The organism is Flagellimonas olearia (assembly GCF_009184425.1).
Classification (GTDB): domain Bacteria; phylum Bacteroidota; class Bacteroidia; order Flavobacteriales; family Flavobacteriaceae; genus Flagellimonas; species Flagellimonas olearia.
Genome location: NZ_WELG01000223.1, coordinates 1 through 305 on the forward strand (window position 1 = coordinate 1; position 305 = coordinate 305).

Annotated in this window: 1 protein-coding gene; it reads left to right on the forward strand. The window is 40.0% G+C overall.

From position 1 onward, the window contains the following. Positions 1–305 (forward strand): hypothetical protein (locus F8C76_RS20130; protein ID WP_211372234.1); only part of this gene is annotated, 305 nt, incomplete at both ends.

Consider the following 305-nt stretch of genomic DNA (forward strand, 5'->3'; position numbering starts at 1 on the left):
TTTATAGGCGTCATTCTTGGCGATATAGGGATTAACGCTCATTCTTACGCTCGATCTTATGAAAGCTTTGAACCTTCAAGCAACATTCAAGCTTCTCCTTTGTTGTATGGCTTAAGGAGCGGGTATCAAAAGTATTTTGCTAACGGGATTAGCGCCTTACGCTTTTATGGGGAATATTTAGGGGGGGCGATGAAAGGGTTTAAAAGCGATTCTTTAGCTTCTTATCAAACCGCAAGCTTGAATATTGATCTGTTGATGGATAAGCCTATTGACAAAGAAAAAAGGTTTGCGTTAGGGATATTTGG